At 59.4% G+C, this 1488-nt stretch carries 1 protein-coding gene; it reads right to left on the bottom strand.

What is annotated here, in order from left to right; genetic code table 11:
* A partial coding sequence (locus EOB36_RS33805) for a YihY/virulence factor BrkB family protein (protein ID WP_245467976.1) occupies window positions 1-1232 on the bottom strand: 1232 nt, incomplete at its 3' end.
* Between the last annotated feature and the right edge of the window lie 256 nt (window positions 1233-1488).

The raw sequence follows: 1488 nt of genomic DNA, 5'->3' as shown, positions 1-1488 counted from the left end.
GCATCGGCCGATCCGCCCAGCGTGTCGGCGACCGTGGCACCTCGCGCACCCATCGGCTGCTGCGCACCTGTGGTGGTGTCCTTGGCGGTCTGATGCTCCATCTCGGCATTCAGCTCCGCGCCCACAATCAGGACAATCACGGAGATCCAGGTCCACATCATCAAGCCGATGACTGCCCCCAGGGCTCCATACGTCGCGTTGTAGTCGGCGAAGTTTTCAAGGTAATAGGAGAATCCTATCGAGACTGCGATCCAGACCACAGCCGCGAGGAAGGCGCCCCATGTTGCCCATTGCCACTTTGCCCTTTCGCGGCTGGGGCCGTAGCGATAGATCAGCATAAGCCCGAGGCCGACCATGATCAGCATCATCGGCCACCGAAAGATCCGCACAAGGGCTTCGGCCCAGCCGCCGAGGTTCAGCAGCGCAAGCATGGCCGGCACGATCCCCACCGAGACGATAAACCCAATACCGATGAGGATGGCGCCAAGTGTGAAGCCCAAGGCCAGGAGATTCAGATGGATAAAGCCGCGCTTTTCACTCTCCTCGTAGGCGATGTTCATGGCTTCGAAGAGCGTCTTGATGCCGTTGCTGGCGCTCCACAGTGCGACGGCAAGGCCGAATATGAAACCGAAGCTGAGCGCGCCAGTCCTCTGAGCGGCCAAGGACCTAAGCTGAGATCCGATAATGTCCAAACCGCCCGAAGGAAGTACGCCGCCAAGGAACGAAATGTGCTCAGCGATGGTCTGAGGATCGGCGACAAAACCGTAGATGGACACGAACGCGGCGAGCGCGGGAAAGAGGGCAAGGAGCAGATAGAATGCGGCCCCGGCCGCGATCAGCATAACACGGTCCTCCTTTACTTCAGCAAAGACCCGCCACAGCACGTCTTTCCAGCCACGGCTGGGAATCTGTGACGGCCATTCGGCATTGCGTCCGCGGCCCTCCCGTTCGGCCCGCCGCTCAAGTTGCACTTGGTTTTCGTAAGCGTCGTCGGTTGTTTTCTTCGACATTCTGCCGGCCCGGAGCATCTTCTTCGCCGGGCAAACGTGTAATAGCGCCAAAGGATGCAGGTGCAGACCTGCGCTCACAAATAAACATCCGCCGACTGCAGAAACACTGCGCCATTCCCATGCGACGAGTTGATTTAATAGCAACACTGCCCTGCCCACGACCCTCAATGGCTTGTTCGAGCGACCAATGAGAATACGCCAGCTTTCCAGCATGTCGGCCATTCGCGGCAGTCGGCTGACTGCGTTTTAACTTAGCGCGGCCGGCCGGCGCGGATTATGGCATGGGCGATCGCGAGCTGCGCCTCTCTCGGCGCGTCCAGCCGGCCTCTAGCATGCAATCGACCATCGCTTGAAAGCCAGGCTCCATCGCCTCCTGACAGTTGAAGCTGGGCGAAATCGCGGACCCTGCACATGGCTAATTACCCGAACTCACCCCAGGCAATTACTCGTGCAGACGCAACTCAAAACTTGCGGCTCA

This window comes from Mesorhizobium sp. M6A.T.Cr.TU.017.01.1.1 (assembly GCF_004023115.1).
GTDB lineage: Bacteria > Pseudomonadota > Alphaproteobacteria > Rhizobiales > Rhizobiaceae > Mesorhizobium > Mesorhizobium mediterraneum.
The sequence above is the reverse complement of the archived record's forward strand: the minus strand, read 5'-3'. Positions and strand labels throughout refer to the sequence as shown.